This is a genomic window from Pedobacter sp. MR2016-19, assembly GCF_014947265.1.
In the GTDB taxonomy this organism is placed as follows: domain Bacteria; phylum Bacteroidota; class Bacteroidia; order Sphingobacteriales; family Sphingobacteriaceae; genus Pedobacter.
The window spans coordinates 24,165-43,401 of record NZ_JADCNK010000007.1; the positions used below are offsets into that span (position 1 = coordinate 24,165).

The 19,237-nt window shown below is 41.6% G+C and carries 16 protein-coding genes and 1 tRNA gene; 5 read left to right on the top strand and 12 right to left on the bottom strand.

The annotated features are described in order from the left end of the window. The first annotated feature begins 8 nt into the window (after positions 1-8). The 3 genes from IM793_RS11480 (at position 9) to IM793_RS11490 (ending at position 1,284) form a co-directional block, all read left to right on the top strand. Entirely contained in the window at positions 9-290 is a 282-nt protein-coding gene (locus IM793_RS11480; protein ID WP_193421425.1) for a hypothetical protein, read from the top strand. Between the two features lie 356 nt (positions 291-646). Further along, positions 647-718: transfer RNA gene (locus IM793_RS11485), tRNA-Arg, on the top strand. 314 nt (positions 719-1,032) lie between these two features. Beyond that, positions 1,033-1,284 (top strand): hypothetical protein, encoded by a 252-nt coding sequence (locus tag IM793_RS11490; RefSeq protein ID WP_193421427.1) that lies wholly within the window; start codon positions 1,033-1,035, stop codon positions 1,282-1,284. A gap of 86 nt (positions 1,285-1,370) precedes the next feature. On the opposite strand, the gene IM793_RS11495 is transcribed toward IM793_RS11490, so the two are convergent. From IM793_RS11495 to IM793_RS11530, 8 genes are all read right to left on the bottom strand, one after another. Beyond that, entirely contained in the window at positions 1,371-4,649 is a 3,279-nt protein-coding gene (locus tag IM793_RS11495; protein WP_193421429.1) for a TonB-dependent receptor, read from the bottom strand. Positions 4,650-4,659: 10 nt separating this feature from the next. Further along, positions 4,660-7,164, bottom strand: a complete 2,505-nt coding sequence (locus IM793_RS11500; protein WP_193421431.1) for a phosphocholine-specific phospholipase C — start codon at positions 7,162-7,164, stop codon at positions 4,660-4,662. Positions 7,165-7,184: 20 nt separating this feature from the next. Continuing rightward, complete coding sequence (locus IM793_RS11505) at positions 7,185-10,340, bottom strand: TonB-dependent receptor (RefSeq protein ID WP_227256219.1); 3,156 nt, start codon at positions 10,338-10,340, stop codon at positions 7,185-7,187. A gap of 170 nt (positions 10,341-10,510) precedes the next feature. Then, entirely contained in the window at positions 10,511-11,500 is a 990-nt protein-coding gene (locus IM793_RS11510; protein ID WP_193421435.1) for a FecR family protein, read from the bottom strand. Positions 11,501-11,552: 52 nt separating this feature from the next. Further along, a complete protein-coding gene (locus tag IM793_RS11515) occupies positions 11,553-12,092 on the bottom strand; it encodes an RNA polymerase sigma factor (protein ID WP_193421436.1) in 540 nt (179 codons plus the stop codon). 299 nt (positions 12,093-12,391) lie between these two features. Continuing rightward, positions 12,392-13,288, bottom strand: coding sequence for an NmrA family NAD(P)-binding protein (locus IM793_RS11520; RefSeq protein WP_193421438.1), 897 nt, complete (start codon positions 13,286-13,288; stop codon positions 12,392-12,394). A 10-nt stretch (positions 13,289-13,298) separates the two neighbouring features. Continuing rightward, complete coding sequence (locus IM793_RS11525; protein ID WP_193421440.1) at positions 13,299-14,228, bottom strand: alpha/beta fold hydrolase; 930 nt, start codon at positions 14,226-14,228, stop codon at positions 13,299-13,301. Positions 14,229-14,306: 78 nt separating this feature from the next. Then, positions 14,307-14,876 (bottom strand): Crp/Fnr family transcriptional regulator, encoded by a 570-nt coding sequence (locus IM793_RS11530; protein WP_227256220.1) that lies wholly within the window; start codon positions 14,874-14,876, stop codon positions 14,307-14,309. 242 nt (positions 14,877-15,118) lie between these two features. Between IM793_RS11530 and IM793_RS25130 the strand changes: the two genes are divergently transcribed. Further along, the gene (locus tag IM793_RS25130) at positions 15,119-15,340 is read left to right on the top strand and encodes a LytTR family transcriptional regulator DNA-binding domain-containing protein (RefSeq protein ID WP_370629783.1); all 222 of its coding nucleotides are present in this window, start codon (positions 15,119-15,121) and stop codon (positions 15,338-15,340) included. 264 nt (positions 15,341-15,604) lie between these two features. Here IM793_RS25130 and IM793_RS11540 read toward each other — a convergent pair whose 3' ends face one another. Both IM793_RS11540 and IM793_RS11545 read right to left on the bottom strand, forming a co-directional pair. Then, positions 15,605-16,324 carry a M12 family metallopeptidase gene (locus IM793_RS11540; protein WP_193421444.1) on the bottom strand — a complete coding sequence of 240 codons (720 nt, stop codon included), beginning with the start codon at positions 16,322-16,324 and terminating at the stop codon, positions 15,605-15,607. A 514-nt stretch (positions 16,325-16,838) separates the two neighbouring features. Next, a complete protein-coding gene (locus IM793_RS11545) occupies positions 16,839-17,420 on the bottom strand; it encodes a GNAT family N-acetyltransferase (RefSeq protein WP_193421446.1) in 582 nt (193 codons plus the stop codon). 581 nt (positions 17,421-18,001) lie between these two features. Between IM793_RS11545 and IM793_RS25135 the strand changes: the two genes are divergently transcribed. Continuing rightward, positions 18,002-18,112 (top strand): hypothetical protein, encoded by a 111-nt coding sequence (locus IM793_RS25135; protein WP_370629780.1) that lies wholly within the window; start codon positions 18,002-18,004, stop codon positions 18,110-18,112. A 276-nt stretch (positions 18,113-18,388) separates the two neighbouring features. Here the strand turns inward: IM793_RS25135 and IM793_RS11555 are convergent, their stop codons facing one another. Both IM793_RS11555 and IM793_RS11560 read right to left on the bottom strand, forming a co-directional pair. Further along, positions 18,389-18,727 (bottom strand): hypothetical protein, encoded by a 339-nt coding sequence (locus tag IM793_RS11555; protein ID WP_193421450.1) that lies wholly within the window; start codon positions 18,725-18,727, stop codon positions 18,389-18,391. A 98-nt stretch (positions 18,728-18,825) separates the two neighbouring features. After that, positions 18,826-19,116, bottom strand: coding sequence for a hypothetical protein (locus tag IM793_RS11560; RefSeq protein ID WP_193421453.1), 291 nt, complete (start codon positions 19,114-19,116; stop codon positions 18,826-18,828). Positions 19,117-19,237: the final 121 nt, after the last annotated feature.

Consider the following 19,237-nt stretch of genomic DNA (forward strand, 5'->3'; position numbering starts at 1 on the left):
AATACGTTATGGAAAATAATAATATTCAGGAATACTTTACTACTTATATTGAACTACTTGATAAAATCCATACCCTTGGCCATGAAATCGATGCATCAGTTATCGAAACCGATATACAGGACATTATTGAAAAGAGGTCTAAATACAAGGCAAGAATGCATATGGTGAGAAATAAATTGATTATGGCATTAAAGGATAAAGGGAACAGATATCCTGTATATAATGCTTTGGCTCAAAAAAACACGCTGCTTTCTGTAATAGATGGCAAATTGGAATTTAATGAAGAATGATAGCTCATTGCCATATAGAATTATAACTTACTGTTATACTGCATACTAAACACTTGGGTATGCGCAAAATGCTTAAGTAGAAATTGATAATTCCTCTGCACACGTAAACACCTCTACAAACCATAGGGCTCTGTACCGATCGGTGTTAGCAACAAGATACTACTCTCCAAAATGATCTGTTTAGCCTAAACTTTCATCCGGGGATTGGCATGCTTATCATCACTAAATGTACCTTTTATATACAAAAGACCGATATTACAGGGGAATTTTGCGGATAAAGACTAAAGGAAAATAAGTGTATTTTTTTATTCAAAATGCCAAAAAAATAAGTTTTCAAATCCTATATTTGCAGCCTTGCTCCCGTAGTTCAATGGATAGAATTATGGTTTCCGGTACCATCGATATGAGTTCGAATCTCGTCGGGAGCACTAATTAGACCTTGCCAAATTAATTGGCAAGGTTTTTTTTATAAAAAATCTGTAAGAAAACCCCTTACCAGTCCCATAACTGAATTTGCAATGCTGATCGCTGAGGATATACCTGGTATACTACTGACAAGCGGGCTTTTTGTTATGCTTAAAACATTATCAATAATTTTTCCGCCCACTTTCTCTTTTCTAGGCTTTATGTTAATGGAAAGCTTAGGTTAAAAAACAATTGTCGAAAAAAGTAAAAAAGAAATGCTTTCCATTTATATCTCGATGTAGAAGATGCCACTATCAGTAACTGGAACTCTAATAAAATGCAGCCTGGCCTAAAGAGAATCGAAGAAATTGGCGATCTTCTAGAAGTTGATAATATAGAGCTGATTGCATCAAAATATAGAAAGCCAACTGGTTTAGCCGGAAAGCTACAGCTTGAATATAAAAGACTATTATCAGAAGGAATGCAGATAAAAGTGGTCATTTCAGATGCAAAAGGCAATCAAAAGGAGGTTAATAACCCGGCGATGGTAGAAGCCCTTAGAGATTTCGTAGCTAAAAATAGAAGTTAATCTCATAAGAATCTACTCAATCACATTGTTACTATTTTCTTAGGGTGTATATTTCGTATAAAGTTTTTATTAAAGCATGATTGACTTTACAAAAACGAATACCGTACGCCAATCTGTACTATGTAGGTAGAATTGATACTGTTGTCATTTTTATAGGTCTCTGCAATTAGCTTGTCACCAGTAGTGGCCAACTGAAATAAGGGTATAGCTGTTCCACTAGGCCGTACTTTATCTAGGTTAGTGGGTATCAGTAGGGCATTTGCATTAGGGAGTTTACGCAATCCCCATTTGCTATTAATAAAATTGCAAAAATTAAGGATATCTACACTCAACTCGAGTACATGTTTTTTATGCTTTTGATACAAACCTAATTCCGTGCTTAGTCGCAAATCTACCTGGTTTCTCCAGGGTAGAATTCCGCCGTTGCGTTCAGCATAGGTGCCACGCCTTGTTTTTAAATATTGATCCTGCTCGATATATGCGAAAAAAGCGTTTTTCTGCTCTTCTGCGCTATAAACAATCCGTCCGTTTGCTGTTGAAATGCTAAATGGAGAAAAAGTAATTTCGGAAGGATCCTTGGGAATATAAATCAACGATCTGTTGGTGCCATCACCGATAAGATCGCGTCCATAGGTATATGAAAATCTTCCCTCCGAACTACCCTGATAAACCAAACCTAAGTTTACTGTACACATTTTGAAAAACTTTAAAGGAAAAGCTAGTGAAGCAACGACACGGCCGGGAGGCACATAACCTGCATAATCTAAAGTTTGATTGTTGATGCCGTTTACCGACGGTGTGGCATTGAGTGCTGAAAGTGTTTGGTCGCCATCCCCATCATTGTAGGTTTTGGTTACACTGCGGATGTACGAAAATGATAAATCGAGACCATTGGCGAATTTTTTGGTCAGATTGCCCATGGCCGAAAAATAATATCCACCCGAAGAATTGAAAATGGAAACCACATTCATCGCTTTATTTCCCATCGGATCACGCTGTCCGGAGCTATTTAACGGATTGATAAATTTCTCTCTGTTCTCCTGCGGATAAACCAAACGGTGATCTGGATAACCGGGAATATTCAACTGAACCGGATTTACCAAATTCAGGTCGCGGAAAGAAATCCCCCTAATATCTTTATTGTAAAGGAGTTCAACTTTACCTTTAATCTCCAACGGCAATGGCATATCAAAAGAGATACTCGATTTCCAGCTTTGCGGCATTTTAAAATCCTTCGCCAAAACACTGCTTACGGAAGGAAGTACATTTGCATTTTTGGCCACAGATGCCTGTTGCGGATCGGGATCGAATGTAATGGGTGTATTGGATGGACCTTTCCAGGTCTGACTGATCTGCCCTACCCCAGAATACCTGGCCTGACTGATGACCCAAACAAAAGGGATTCGTCCGGTAAAAATGCCGGTACCTACTTTAAGCAAATAGTTGCCATCGCCAAAAAGATCATATTTGAACGATAACCTGGGCGATAATAACAAAGCCGGTTTTGGCAGGAAGGCCGTATTTACTTTTTCACCCTCAGCAAAGCTCAACTGGCCGAGCAATTGGTTATCGGGCAGTTTTTTAGGATATACCGTCACGTCACCCCGAAGGCCAAAATTCAGCTCTGTATGGCTTGTTATTCGGATGTAATGTTGTAGAAAAGCAGAAAAATTAAGGTAATCGAAAGCATAACGTACCGCCTGATCGCCACCATCAACGGTATAGGTTAGGGCATAATCGAGCGGTTTTTTCCCGTTTTTGAAATCGTCCCATGATGCAAAAGTATAATAACCGGTACCAAAAGGCATATAAGTGTTATCAGTAGCCATATAATCGGCCTGAATACCAAAATCCCAGCTGTTTTTACCGGGTTTCCAATGGAAAAGATCGGTTAAAGAGGCCAATCTTACCCCTCTTTTATTGTTGAGCGAAAAAGGCTCGTAACCAAAAGAGGCAAAAGGCTGTCCATCCTTTAAAATATCAACGAAAGGAAAAGGCACACTATCCGAATTGCGGTATTCGTACTGCCGGGTATATGATGCCCTTAAGGTATGGCTAAGCACATTAGAAAAGCGGCAATCCCACTCGGCAGCAAGCGAATAAAAGTTAGAACGGGTATCGAAATTAGAATTGGCGAATGTAAGCGCATTAATGCCTCTGCGTCCGGTACCGGCAGCAAAAGGTGTAAGCGGACTGCGTGATCCGTTAACCAGTTCGGGTTTATTGCTGTTTAGTTGGTTATAACGCAGGCTGATGGTATTGTTTTTGGCAATGTTCCAATCAAAACGGATCAATAGCCGGTAACTTGCAGCCTGGAAATCGTAATCCTGGTAAGGTCCTGTTTTATAGCCATAACGGTTGTTGAGGTAGGCACTAATCTCATCAAGCTCCGCAACAGTTGGCCGGGCAACATCTGTAGCGCTTCCATAAGCGGCTGTTGGTGTTGCTGCCCTAAAGGTCTGGGGCTGATAAACCTCGCGCTCCTTTTCAAAACTGAGGAAATAGAACAATCGGTTTTTAACTACCGCACCTCCTATCCTCGCACCCTGTAGCTGATATTGGTTCGGCCTTCTTGCGATAAACTGCTCGCCCACCCTGTTTCCAAAACTACTACTGCCGCGAAAATAGGCGTATAAAGCACCTTCGGTACTGTTAGTACCCGAACGGCTTACAATATTTACTGCACTACCGATAAAACCCGATTCCCAAATGGCATTGTAAGGTGCATTGTTGAGCGAAATTTCGGCAATGGCCTCAAGCGAAACCGGTTGTGCGCCATTTCCGGGAAGATTATCGCCCACACCAAAATTATTGTTGAACTCCGATCCATCGATGGTAATAAAATTCTGCCGGAAATTACCCCCGGCTATAGCTGCACCAAAAGCATTCGGACTTAACCTGATGTAATCGGCAATGCCCCGTTTTACGGTGGGCAGCAGTTTCATTTTACGGTAGTTGATGTTAAAACCGACAGAATTATTGGTTTGGAGACGAAGGGTATCAACTGCTGGAGCCTTTACCTTGATCTCGTTCAAGAGCAGTATTTCTTCTTTCAATGTCACATCGATCAGCATCGGTTCATCGAGTTTGAAATAAAGATCGGAACGGCGGTATTTTTCGAGCCCGATGCCCCTTATTTCCAGTTCGTATGGTCCACCGGGCAGTACCGATGGAATCAGGTAGCCACCTGCAGCATTGCTCGCACAGCCATAGACCGCAGCGGTGGCCTTATGCGTCAAGGTAATGCTTGCACCAGAAAGTGGCATACCCTGCCCATCTTTTATCGTACCGTACAGCACCGTTCTGGTACTCTGCCCAAAAACGGTAGACGATAATAGCACAAACAGGATGGTGAGGGTACGCATATCCGAAATATTAAACCATTTTCCCCATCAATGGATCTGTTTTGGTCTCTTTTCCTGTTTCTACCCTTCCGGCAAAACGCTCAAAATAGCTGCTGTTTCCTTTAACACTTACCTGAAAATCGTACCAGTTATGGCTTTTATCCAAATTAAGGATCAAAGATGCATTGCCTTTTGGAGCAACGGTCAACAAACGTTTGCCGGTTTTATAGGCCATATCATCGATGCTTACTTCGAGAGGCTGACTGCCTTCGTTGCGCAATTGCAGGGCTACATTTCCTTTTAGTGATGCTTTGGTGAAACCATTTTCGTAAGCACATTTAACCGTTAATGCCGGGTTATTTTTGTTGCCTTTAAACTCCCTGAAAAAACCGTTTGGTCCATAGGCACGTAAATGGTATTCACCACCTTCAAAATCACCAATTGCCCATTCGTCCTGTATCGTATCTCCCGCTTTAACGGTATAATCCCACACCCTAAGGGTTTCGTTTTTAAAAGGATTGATACCATAAACCGTAAATGGAGATCCGCTTGCTTTTTTGCCAAAAACCGTATTTCCCGCAGCAAAACTGATGTGGAATTTACCGTTTGCGAGTTTTCCATCCACATAAAGTTCGTACCGAAGCGCACATGACGACCTGATCCCTTTTTCCTGTTGAGGGAAATATGGAGATGCACTATGGTTTTGGTTGATGGTTTTAATTTCTTCGGCACTTAATTTCCGGTAATTATCGGGCAGATCTTTAAATTTGGCCGAATAGATCTGTTCCATAAAAGGCTTTTTCTCCAGGCCTTTTGGATAAGAAAGTTTTTCACCGTTGTAAGGTCTGAAAACAGAAGTAAGGTCACCACAAACCGTTCTTCTCCAGGGCGAGATATTTTCTTCAGTTACTTTTTTTCCGTATTTCTTTTCTATAAAAGTTTCCAAAAACTGTAAGGAAGAGGTATGATCGAACACTTCCGAACACACGTATCCACCTCTTGTCCAAGGCGATACAATTACCATCGGTACGCGGTATCCTAAACCAATCTGACTCTCCCTAATGTTGCTTTCTTTGGTTGAAGGGTTGGTTTGCTGGTTTTTGGCAGCATAATCAAGCAGCGTATCCAATCCTTCTGATACCTTTCCGGCGTTTTCTTTAAATGGATGCGGTGGTACAAATGGCGGCACGTGGTCGAAATAACCGTCGTTTTCATCATAAGTCATGATAAAAATGGTTTTTTTCCATTGTTCGGGGTTTTTAGTAAGGATATCCATCACTTCGCTTACAAACCAAGAACCAAACCAGGGCACGCCAGGATGGTCGGAGAAATTGGCCGGCGTCATCAACCACGAAACTGTTGGCAGCTGCCCGGTATCCACGTCTTTTCTAAACTGGTGCAAAATATCCCCTTTTGGAATATTCAGTTCGCGTTCTGTACCCTTTTCATCATATTTCATCGAAGTGAGTTCGTGAAAATCCGGGTCGCTGGTATTTGTACTAAAGGCCTTTGCGTTAAGTTTTTTTGCTTTTTCTGAGAGTTTAGCATGGTTTTCCATGGTGTACTGCTGCATTTCATTGTCTGTTTTGAGCAACAGTTTGCGCAATGCTTCTACTTTGGTTTTTTCCTCATCACTTAGATTTTCTTTTGCCGAATCGGCAATCTGTTTGAGCAAAAATTTCTTTTTTTCTTTCAGGTTGGCAATGGCACCTGGATTTAAACGCACGTTGTACTGCTCAAAATATTCGATTACGTTGGTACCGAAATTACTCAACCAGGCACTCGATTCGCCATTCAGGCCAAAGCCCATGGTGAGTTCGTTCTGGTAAATTTTCCACGATACCCCGTTTTCTTCCAGGCGTTCGGGATAGGTTTTCCAGTTCAGTGTAGGTTTATCGTAATTGCTGATGTTCCATAAATTTGCCGTACCATCGGGTGTATTGTTCTCCCTCACTGTACCCGTCATCCAGTAATATCGGTTGGGGTGTGTACCGGCAATAACCGAGCAGAAATTCTGGTCGCATACGGTAAAGGCATCGGCCAGCGAATAGTAAAAAGGAAAATCTTCTCTTTTACAGTAACCAATGGTTAATGGCATGTGCGCATAAGTAGCTTTGTAGGCCTTTTTTACATCCAGCCATTTATTGTACTTCCCACCGTTTCGCGCATCGGTCTGGTCGGTCCAGTTATGTGGTGTAGAACCCATCCAGGCAATTTTCGTATCCTTAATGTCGAGGTGCCAGGGCGCATAGGTTTCGCCTTCTTTATTCGATTGCAGCCATACCTTATTCTTGTTGGGCAGATCGATTGCCCGGGGATCGTTAAAACCCCTTACGCCTTGCATTAAACCAAAAACATGATCGAAAGAACGGTTTTCCTGCATCAGGAAAACCACATGTTCTGCATCGTAAAATGTACTGCCCAGGGCAGGGTTAATGGCCAGGGCCTTCTGTATTGCCGGTGGCAACATACCTGTTAAGGCAGTGCCTCCTGAGAGGAGGGCTGCCTTTTTAATAAAATCTCTGCGTGAATCCATTGATTTATAGCTACAATTTGTTAAAATGAATATCTGCCACCAAGCTGGATCTGGTAAGGTGTACCTGCCACCTGGGTTACCCCTACGTTTTCGTTCACCCGGTACTCATACTGTTTTTTTACCTGATCGAATTTGGTTACCGTTAGCAATGTTTGGTCGCCAAGGTTATAGTTTACGCCCCATTTCTTGTTCAAGAGGTTAGCAAAGTTGAAAACATCGAAACTCAAGGTCAGCTTTTGGGTTTTGTAGGTTTTAAAATCCTTTTGCACACGGATATCAAAAGTGCCCGAAAATGGATTTATACCGCCGTTTCTGTCGGCAATTTTGCCCAGGCTTTTCAGGATATACTCTTTTGCCCTGTTATCGGGATTGTTGAGTATTTTTTCCATCGACGCTTTATTGGCTGCACTGATAAGTGGGCTGTTGGGATCGAAAACAAAGGCAAGATCATTATCGTTACCCGGACCGCCCACAAAATCGCCGTTGATATCGGCATCAACGCTTAACGAATAACGTGTACCGCCTATGCCCCTAAAAGTTGCAGCCATCGAAAATCCTTTCCACGTTGGGGTACTTCCGTAAACCACCAGTTTATTACGGAACTGGTTATCAGAATAAACAACCTGCGAAAGGTCGCGTGGATCTGATTTTACCGGTCTGAATGTTGAAGTATTGGCTACGTTACCATTATATGATGAATTGTCTTTTGCATCATTCAAGGTATAACTTACGTTGATATAACCATCATTAAGGTAACGGAAACTGGCATCCAAAATCATGGCTTTCTGTTCCAATGTCGCACCGTTGGTTAACATTAATACCCTGCCCACTTCGCTGGTTTTTCTACCCAAAACGTTATTGGTAATCCCCGAAGCGGTAATAGAAGCCGCAGGAACAAATATGCCCCTGTTTTCTTCATTGGCCAAAGTAAAATATGGGTTATCAACCAGGTTTTTATCCAGGTACACATAGTTGTTTTTGGTGTACGAGTACAATAGGTTAACGCCCAATCTTAAACGGTCGCCGATAATTTTGTTATAACTTAGGTTTGCCTTGAATATCGAAGGCATTTTAAGGTTTGGATCGTTCAGGTTGATTGTTGATACATAAGGTACGCCTGCAATAATGCCTGGTACTGCTGAAGGATCTCTGCGGTACAAAGGAAAATCAGGGGTGGGCACCAAACTTGTACCAGACGCCGGACGGGAAACATCAATAGAAGCTACTTTTGTACCACTGTTCTGGATGTTGTTTACCTGCGCATAATTTACCGGATACGAAGAGAATAAACCACCACCCAAACGGATAATATCTTTTTTCTCGTTGTTGATATCCCAGGTTAACTGAAAACGGGGCTGTATTTTACCGGCATCGGTAATTTTGCTATCGGTGCGCAGGCCAAGTGTTTTTTCTACCACGGGGTTGTAATCGGCCTGGGTGAGGAAACTGGTTACATCATAACGCACACCGAACATGGCATTGATATCCTTTGCCAGGTCGAATTCTACCTGTCCGAAAAGCGACAGGTTTAAAATGTACTGTTGTACCGATGGAATGCCGTTAATGGGAGCTTCTCTTGCATATCTTGAAGCGTTGAGGTTATTGAAATCAGAAAGATTGTTGAAGATAAACCTACCGTTTTGCTCGCTCGAAATATAGGTATCCATATAAGTAAGGGTATTATCCGTACCGAAAGTGAATTTATACTTATCGATGTTATAATACGAAGTATTGATCAACTGGAACTGGTTTTCGAGGTTGTTTTCGGGGAAGAAACGCTGACCACCAAGCTGTACGGTTTTATTGCCGAGGGTACCGTTTGGCAAGGTAGAACGTACGGTTACAATTGCCCTCGGGATATTTGACGCCGGAAGTTCGCTATTGGGTACGTAATTACGGCTTGCCGTTTGAAACTGAACTTTAAATTCATTCAGAAAGGACGGACTGAACTGCGAACGTAATGAAGCAAGTGTGCTGTTTTCTTTTGATTTGAAATCGCCCCATACCTCAAAAAGACTGATATTCGAGTTATCGCTGTTACTTACCGGATTTAACCAATCGCTGTAATTGTTCCTGATGGTTAACCGGTGTTTGTCGTTGATCTGCCAATCTAACCTGGAAAAAAAAGTATTGGCCAATGTTTTACGCTTAAACTCACCTACCTGCGGACCGCTGCCCAAACCGTATTTTGCCCTACCGATATTGACTACACTATCCAAAGCACCTTTACTGATACCCAGGCTAACCGCATCGGCATCTTCCCTGATATCGGCAATAAAAAATGGCATGGTTTCGTCCTGACGATCGAGTGCGGTAAAAAAATGAAGTTTATCTTTTACAATGGCGCCACCCAGGCTAAATCCGTACTGGTTGGTTGTAAATTTCTGCACGCGTTTATTTCCCCGGATATCGTACGGACTGGCCAAAAAATCAGAACGGTAATAATCGAATACCGATCCGATAAGGGTATTGGTTCCGGATTTGGTAACCGCCGAAACGGTACCGCCACCTTCACGTCCACGGCTTACATCGTACACATTGGCTGCCACCTCAAATTCCCTGATCGCCTCAAGCGATAATGAATAAGGTCCGCTGCCTATTGCACCAGAGGTTAAATTGTTCCTTGCGCTGGCCCCATCAATCAGGTAATTGGTTGATGATGCCCTTTGGCCCGAAATATTGGTTCCGTTGGTGGTTGGTGCAAGTGCCGAAAGGTTGTTAAAGTTCCTGTTCTGTGTAGGCAGCTGCTGGATGTTCTGCGCCGTAATCGCCGTGCTCGATCCAAGCCTGTCGATCCGTTTGGTAAGCGAATTTGCACTTACATTTACCTCGCTCAACTGGGTATTCGATTCAGTCATGCGGAAATCGGCCACAATGTTATCGCCCTGGTTCAAAGCAAGGTCTGATTTGCTCTGTTTAGGATAGCCGATGTAACTTACCGTAACGGTATAGGGCTTGCCCAAAGGCAGTTGGATAAGGGCGTAACCACCCTCCTTATTGGTAGATGTTACTGTCCTGAAACCGGTTGATTCGTTACGCACCACTACCGAAGCGCCAGGGATCGCAATCCCTTTTTCATCGGTTACCTTACCCCTGATAGAGGCATCGGTTGATTGGGCAGCAGCTTTGCCACCGATAAATAAAAATAACAGGCATAATATTGGCAATTGTGCCAAAAACAAAATTTTTCTTGTCGAAATGTTAATAAAATGGTAATAATGTCGCATATTTATTTGCTTAATTGATTTTTCGGAATTGATTAAAACTGGATAGTGCTGCTTCAGCAATATCTAACCCGGGTTCCTATGGCCGTAGGAGTCCGGTTTTTTTTATTTATATGATTATATCATTTTGCTGGATTTATAATAAGTGAATGATCTGTTAACTGATAGTTCATCCCCGTTTTTATGGCCAGGAATGCCAGGGTTTGCGGAAGTGATGAATATTTTAACGAAAAGCTATATTTTGGCAATGATATGCCTTTCGCTTTTACTTCTACCTTGATATTGTACTGCCTGGAGAGTAGCTCACCAATCTGCACCAGATCCATCTGGTCGAGATAGCTGGAATGATCTGTTCTCCAATTGGCAAATTTCTCGGTCGGTTCATTGGTCAACTGAGGTTCCTGAGCATCTACTTTATCACTCAGTACCTGGTTTTTGACCAGCTTTTCGGCTAATAGCAAGATTTGTTTACCCACTATTTTCTCAACCATCACCTTGCCGGTACGTACCGCCACCTGATAGCCTTTACGCTCGGGATAGGCATTGATATTGAAAGAGGTTCCGAGTACGGTAGTAAGGTAAGCACCGGTTGCAATGCTAAATGGACGTAAAGTATCACGTTTTACTTCAAAAAAGGCCTCTCCACCATCGAGCATCACCCTGCGAAAAGCCGCCGACTTAAAATTACGGGGTACACGAACGGTAGTGGCTGCATTAAGGTAAATGGCTGTACCATCCGGAAGCATGATTTTTTTGATTTCGCCATTACCCGTAGTAAAGGAATCGTACAGCATTTCTGGTGCAGAATTTACAAGGCTTCGGTTTTTCAGTATGAAGAAGGAACCGAAAGCGAGCAAAAACACAATCGAAGCCGCGATGGCCCAACGTACATTTGCTGAATGCTGTTTCTGTACCGGATTAGAAAGTTTTGCTGTAATCTGCGAAAATATTTCATCGCCCAGTTCCGTGTTTACACGGCTCCCCTGTTCTGCTGCTTCGCTTTCTTTAGCGGCAAACCAGTCTTCGATAATTTTCTTGCGCGCTGCACCGGGCCGATCAGACTGATATTCGGATAAATGTCTGGAAAGGAATTTTCGCTGTTTGGATTTCATTCATCCATAAAGCGTTCGAAAGCACCAAAAGTACTTTAAGAAGATATTAAACTTATGTTAACTTTATGCGATGACGCAATCGCCTGAGCGCTTCTGAAATGTTATTTTTCACAGTCTGCTCGGATAAACGGAGTTCTGTGGCAATTTCACGGATGGTTTTTTCCTCCCTGCGGCTCAGCTCGAAACATAATTTCATGTTGTGGGGCATTTCTATTACTTCAGCGTCGATAACGGTCTGCAGTTCGCGTGTGATGATTGTTTCTTCTACGGTATGATAGGCCTGCAGGTCGTTGATTAGGTTCTCCACTCCTTCTATCCGCACCTTATTTTTCCTGAACAGATCGATGACATCGTTGCGGGCAATTTTGATGAGGTAAGGCCACAGCGAATCGGAAATGATGATAGTGTTCCGTTTGTTCCAAAAAGTCATAAAAGTATTCTGAAGAATATCTTTTGTTTGATCCTCGTCGCCAACAAGGTGTATCACTACCGAGTAAAGCCGTTTCCAATACGAATCGAAAACATGTTTAAATGCCCCCTCATCCCCAGACCGGATGGCCTGTAAAAGTTCAATATCAGATTTGTTGCCCATAATGATAACTGCGGCAAAACTAGTCAATCGATTATTAAGCCATCGTTAAGCTTATTTGAACAACAGGTTTGTTACTTCTTACCAAGCAGATGGAGTACAAATTGACTCGTCCTGATTTTACTTATCGTTTTTTTTATAATACTAGAATAAGTTTATATCTTATTGTTTTGTTTTTAATTAATGATACAAAGTTAGCTGGCGTACAAAGCCTGAGCCTTATACAAAAGTGGGTTTGTGTGATACGAAATAACGGGAATTGAAAAAGGATTCCCAGTTTTTCCAGAATCCTTTTCATTAATTTATTTTAGAAAAGATTTCAAATATTCATTCTCAGAAGTCCATTCTATTTCACCATAATTTTGATTGTCTAGCTTTGGATGTTGCGTAGTGAACATCGAGTACATGTATTGTGCCTGTTGCCACTTGGCATACAATTCCTGCTCACCAGAAGGATTTTCTGACCTTTGTTTTTTAATGTTTGCGGAAAATTCATCCAAGTCCGAAAGCTTTTGCAAGGTAAAATCCTCTCCTGTAATCGCTTTAACGCTTCCTTTCAACATTTTTGGGCTGATTTGAAAACTGGCAATGTGTAAATCTCTCTGACTTTTATCTTTCAAAGCTACTGCAGCGGTAAATGCCGCCGTGTTTTCCATTGTTGTGAAATCAAGTTTCCAATCTGCTTTATCGCCCCAATACGCAACAGATCTATTTTTAAGGTTTAAAATCGGGGTGTTGTATTTCAGGATATCAGCAAACGCGCCGTTAAAAATGGAGGTGGGTTGAATATCTTTTTCGTCGATATAACTTCTAAAAGTTCTCCGAAGATCAAAATTTCTGTTTTCTCCAGGTATTAATAACTGATAATCAGTACAAAAATCAGATGGAATAAACCGTTTAACTCCAGCGGCTATGGCACCATCCAGAAGTGCTTTTTGAGTATCGATTATCACGTCGGCAAGTCCGGCGAGAGCAGAAACCACGCAATCTATCCCTTTACAAGCTTTTACAATATCCGAAATTTTATTGAAATCTACTTCAATTACACCAACCCCCATTTGAGCGAGTGGTTTTATCTTTTGGGAATCACTTTCTTTCCTTACCAATGCAACCACTTTTGCGCCCTGGCTAAGCAAAGCTTTACAAATCATTAAACCAAGATGACCTGTAGCACCTGCGACTAAAATATTTTTTTTCATTCTTTTTTATTTAAGCTTTTAAAAAATTATAGATGGCTTCAATTACCTGCTCGGGGGTTTCTTCAAACATATAATGACCACCTTTAGATAGAGCGACTAAATGGCCGTTTTGGCAAACATAAGGCATCGCCACCTGCATAAACTGATAACTGACATTGCTGCCAATTCCTAAAACGGGCATTTGAAGTTGCTGATAGGTTTTCGAATCCTCAATATCCTGTCCAAATGTCTGATACCAAGCGTTTGAAGTTCTAATACTCTCTGCATCATTATAAGCTTCAGCGTAAATGCTGCGCTCCTTTTCAGTCATTTTGGTTTCGTCTATCATTACATAATCAAAAAGCCAGTCAATGAGAAAACGGAAACGACCTTCAAGAATCTTTTCAGGCAAACCTTTCACCTGATTAAAACCCATCCACCAGGCATAAGGCATATTGGCATCCATTTTTTCTCCAAAAGTTCGGGGTGCAGGTAATAGCGGCATCTGCATCATGCCTTCGTTGGGGTGCAACCCGTCCGCTACAATCAGTTTTTCCACAACTTCGGGATGATTGAAAGCCAAGCTCATCGCAACCATTCCACCAATATCGTGACCAATGATGGTTGCTTTTTTCAAACCCAGGGAATATATTAATTGTCTGATGTCGTCCCCCATCGTCTTTTTATCATAACCACTTTCCGGCTTATCAGAAGTACCCATTCCTCTGATATCTACCACGATTACACGATGCCTTTTAGAAAGTTCAGTAGCTATGTTTCGGTAAGAATACCAGGTCTGCGGCCATCCCGGAAGACAAATTAATGTTTCGCCAGCGCCACCGTCTGCGTAATGCAGGCAAACCCCATTAACTTCTGCATAATGATTGCTAAATCCTGGGAAATCCTGAATGAGTTGTTCGTCTGAAAATTTTTGCTTTGCTGTTCCACTAGATATTGTCATTTGATTTCTTTTTAAATTGATGCAATCAAATCTACGGCAATGAATCTGCGGCAAAACTACCAAAAGGTAGAAAATGAATTACCTGATGTTTTTTCTAATGCGGCTAAGTGCATTGGGTGTAATACCCAAAATAGCGGCAAGCTGTTTTACCGGAATTTTCTGTACCAGTTCATTGCTTTTAAGAAATTGTAGATAGCGCTCTTCTGCAGTCAAAGTCTGGAAATTTAATAATTGATCGACCATTCTCGCTGTTGTAGCTTCCCAGATCTTGCGCCCGAATTCTTCCCAACTGCTCAGATGGGCATAGAGAAAATCCATATCTTTCTTATCGATGACGATTAACTCAGTCTCCTCGATAGCCTCAAGGTTAAACCGGGTAGGTTTTTGCGGATGAAGGCTGGATATTTCAGTGAAAAACTCATCTTTCAAACAAACCCACGTGGTGTTTTCCTGCTCGCCAGATGCATTATAAAACCGCAGTCCACCAGATATGATGAAGTAATACTGATTGGCAACCTGTCCGCATTTTAACAAAAGCTTACCCTTTGGAACCACTTTCTGTCTGCATTTTGATTGGACCAATTGCAAATCCTGTTCATCTATAGCCACTACACTTTTAACAAATGTTACAAATTGATCAATTCCCATTTATTTACCGGACTTCAGAAAATTAGAAGAAGCCGCACAAATTTAGTTAAACTAAAACAGTGGTAGTTTATTTCAAAGAGAAATTCTCCCTAGGTGTGTATTTCGGTGAAAGTGGTTCTTCCCCAATTTGGTGTTTTTTTTGATAAATATAGACAAACCAATTCTATTGACCCTTATCGCCAATTTGCTAATATACAGGCCAGCAAAACTTACAAAAATTTTATTTCCGGTTAGAAGAACAGATAAGCTATCATACATTGAAGCATGTAGAAGAGACTATTCAAGAACGGACTGAATTCCTGAGAGTCAACAGGTCTGAAATTATATCCTTTAATCACGTCAAGCAGGTTGATGGATACCAAATCCTGCTCAACAACGGAAATAGATTTATGGTAAGCAGAAGTTATAAGAATAAAATTGACGAATTTCTACACGGCCGATTACCTGGTCCTGGTATCAGATAAGCTTCACTCGATAATGTAGTAAATTCGCGAGGGGATCAGAAAATGATATTTATTCTATAATTAAAATACAAACAAAACAAGTGAATCCAGAATGAGTCACCCTAGCATATATACTTCGATATCTCATGAGCATTACGATATCTAGGGGTTTAAAGTCACATTTATACCATGGATGATGAATATAGTTGGATAATCAGGCACAAGAGTTTTACAGGGAAATACCCATTTCGCCTTTAATAGACAAACTCCTGTGCCTGCAGATAATTAAATACCGTAAATAGTTTTCACCCAACTGGCATCTTTGGTGGACGGGGATTTTGTACCACTCCAGGCATTATCGATCCAGGTGGAACCATCCAGTCGTGTCGTAGTTGGAAGACTACTATTTATCGCCCCATAGCCATTGTATGATCCATAAAGCATAATAGAACTGATGTCAAAAGTGGTCCCACCATAATTCATGCCTGTAAGTTTATTATATCCAGATTGTGCTGCTGTAGTGATATTATCCCATTTTACAGCGATGTAAGAATCACGATCTACACGCAGCTGCTCATGGTGTAAGCCGATGGCATGCCCCAGCTCATGAACGACAATGCCTTTAGCCTCTGGATTTGAAAGATTCATTGTGGCCCCGCTGACATAGCCTACAGTGCAATTGTTCGCGCTTCCCGGCTGTATAGTCAGGTAATAGCCCGAAGTTACCGCCTCAAAGATAATTCCGGATTTTGTGGTCCAGTCGGCCATGGCGGTCAAGATGGTGTTTGTCTGAGCAGTAGTAAATCCAGAGGCAAATCTATATGAGACTTTGTGGTTTGGCCACTTATATGCTCCTGCAGGCCCGTGTCCTTCGGTTGTAACTTCCGGGAGCTTTGAAGTAATCTGTTCATCTGGAATAACCATATCGCCATTAAAAATATTTCTACCGTCAATTCGCTCGTAACTGATTAACGAACCCAGATAATAACCCTGCCTCAATTCCACATTTTTTCCAGCAGGGTTTTGTTGCGCTGAAACTTGTTGCGCGTTGTTGTCATTTTTTTTGCACCCCTGTGAGAGCAATAGCAATCCCGTAAAGCATAGCGCGAGTAATCTTGTATTTTTCATAGTAATTATTATGTAGTTTAAATACTAAGTTAATGTATTTTTTGATAATTAAAAATGAAATTTGCCAAATTGTGGATAAACCGTAGCCATTTAAACCCATCTCGCCAAAGATTGAATTTGCACTAAATTATTAATTATCTTACTATTACGAAGGTGGCGACACAGGGTCAATGAGATTGGTTTTTACACAAGAGCCTTTGTTGATGGAGATTTCGGCTTCATTGACCAAGTGATTCCGTAGCGGATTGACCAGTCCTAGAAAAAATAGGACTATCTCTATCAGATTATTTATCAGTTTGTTGGGGTGGTCAGTCGCGACTGAAACGACCTGACCCTAAATTCCGAAATGAGTTGGTCACTCCTAGCGAAATCTCCATACGAATACCATATCCTAACCTTTATCAGCTACACGTTTCAGAAAATAAAGGTTGTGACCCAACTCATGCGTATTGTAGAGCATAAATCCAAAGCGTTCATACCAAACGACCTGTGAAAATTCCGGGGTTTCCAGATATACCGGCAAGTTCTTTTTCTGCATTTCCAGTATCACATCCTGTAAGAGCCTGCTGCCATTTCCCAAACTCTGGAAACGGGGTGAAACTCCAAGCATCCAGATTCGGGCTACCACAGTTTTACCAAGCCTGGTTTTCGTCATACGCCTGTATTTTAGTACTCTTATGCAATTTCCCAGGCCGAGACCTTTCAGGATCAGTTGAATTTCCAGTGATATTGTTGTCAAGGTAGCCCTTTCCAGATGGGGATATAATACCAAGGCGCATGCCCTGCGGTCTTGGGATAAGAATACGTCCCCCTGCAAATGGCATCTATAAAATGCGTACTGCATTAGCATGCCAATGCGACTGATTCTGTTTTTACCTTTAGGGATCAGGTAATTTACCGTTTCGTTGTCTTCAAATGAACGGGTCAGCAGTTCCGCTACCAGGTCTTTGTCTTCGTGTGTCGCTTTTATCATAACCGCTATCGCTTATAACCCTATTCCAAAACCAATCAGATCAGGAAAAGGGTTCAGAGCTTTAAATGTATTTTATATGGTGTAGCGGTTATGCAATAGGCAGTTAGTATATTTATAAAGCGTTAGTATCTATATTTAAAATAGGTGTATTCATCTTTCTTTTTATCCGTTTAATTTTAACAGCGACATGCTTAGCCAGGTGATCAGCGGCATAAATTAAACCAAACAAGACAGTTAAACAGCCTGTCCTTAGCAGATACGGATTATATCTAAGGTCTTCCTGATAGCTACTTTCTATGTGGTCAGGCTGCATGCTCAATTATTATACCTACTGTTATCTCGGTCAATAAGACCAGCGTGGAGAGCAGCAGTCCGCCTTTGCTAAGCAAAAAGCGGTTTACCGGCTCTTCATAGGAGCTGTTATTAAAAAAACTCCCGGAAGCTGGCAACTGGTTGAAAAATGTAATCCTGTAGAACTTTCGGTCAAAGTGGTTTGAAAGTATCAGGATGGATATACTTAGCAATGTTAGTATGATGATGGCGAGGTCGGTTGACTGCATATTTGTAAATAAAAAATAATCATGTTCCATAGGAGAGCCGGATATTTTCTGCAAGCAGTCCATAAGCAGGTTGTTTTGTCCGGATTTCCTTTTTCAATTCTTTTAATTTTCTCGTCAAAAACTGCGCTTTAACATGGGCATAGAAGACTTCGTATTCAATTACCACTTGCTCCAGATCGGCCAGCTTTTTCTGATAGTCGCTGTACACATATTCCAGTTTTTTTTGGTAATCAATGGCCTGTTGGATGCTTTCTTTATCCTCCTGTTCGTTCTCTAATAAGTTTGACAATTGAACCAGGGCGTTTTGTAGCTGTTCGTGTTTGCCTTTATTTATGCCTTGCATAAGCTTTTATCTTCTTCATTTTATAATTGTTCTCTAAATTTTAGCTACAATGCAACCGGTAGCATTTAACTGGTTAATCTTACCGGATAGCTGAAAGTTTTCTGATTATCATGGAGCAATGCCAAATGAAAACCGGATTTTTTTAATATATTCATCTTCAACGTTTGTACAAAAGACTTCAATTCCTGCGGGGTCATCACTTCCGGTTTAATCCCGTTTGCCTGCATCTTCATCAGCATCCCTTTAACTGAAAACTCTACCTCTTTAATCGTTCTCCTGTAATCAGTTTCTTCCGGGCTTAGATCAGCAGCCAAAGCATTAATAAGCAATCCGATTTTCAAAATAATTTTATCTAAATCCTTTTCCTGCCGCAGCGTCAAACGGACTTCGCCACGGGGCATCATTTTGGGTGAATTATTCGATAATGATGCCTCATAAGTCTGCATTCCCCGCTGACGCAGAATTTCCTTCTGCGTAAACTAAGATATCTGCCCCTCATGCATCATATCATAGCTGATATAGTACGGAACAGGGTGCCTGCCTCAGACCTCATATCGCCAAGAACGATTCCCTGTTCCGAGGTACCATATACCTTTCTGTTAATTAAAGTTGTTCCGTTTTCGTCGTGATCCTGAAAAGCGCAGGAAAGACTGTTATTCTTAGTGAAATAGGCGGCTATCAATTCCAGACCCGTTTTTTTTAACTTATAACGTAACCGATACCGCGCGAACACATGAGGTTTGAAAAGCGCCAGGCCAATCCCTTTCTTTCCCTGGCCTGGGGCGCTAGTCATTAAAAACGCCCAAATTCCATCGGAAAAATTTGCTGTGCATATGGCCAAGTGATATATTCTTACGCTCACACCGGTTCATAGCACGGAAGATCACAATTCACCGGTTTCTGTTGGCCGTAGT